The 311-nt window shown below is 68.5% G+C and carries 1 protein-coding gene; it reads right to left on the bottom strand.

What is annotated here, in order from left to right; translation table 11 throughout:
* A partial coding sequence (locus SB751_RS29230) for a beta-eliminating lyase-related protein (RefSeq protein WP_410748934.1) occupies positions 1 to 311 on the bottom strand: 311 nt, incomplete at both ends.

Below are 311 nucleotides of genomic sequence, written 5' to 3'. Positions count from 1 at the left end.
GGCGACATACCCCTCGGGCAGCACCTTGCCGCCGATGGTGTTCTCCAGCGCCAGCAGGCGCGTGCGCGCGAAGTGGTTGTCGATCGGCTTGATCGCGGCGGCGATCTTGTCGAGCGGGATCGAACCGTCGGCGGCGTTTTCGAGCGGCTGCGGCTGGATGCTGCCGAGGACCGCCGCGCCGCCGCCCTCGTACTTATAGGTGTGCGCCAGTTGCCCGACGATGTATTCGTCGCCGCGTCCGCAATGCGCCATCAGCGCGGCGAGGTTGCTCTGCGTGCCGCTCGGGAAGAACAGGCCCGCTTCCTTGCCCG

The organism is Cupriavidus sp. SIMBA_020 (assembly GCF_046535395.1).
Classification (GTDB): domain Bacteria; phylum Pseudomonadota; class Gammaproteobacteria; order Burkholderiales; family Burkholderiaceae; genus Cupriavidus; species Cupriavidus campinensis.
Note: the sequence above shows the minus strand (reverse complement) of the source record. Positions and strands in the feature narration are given on the sequence as shown.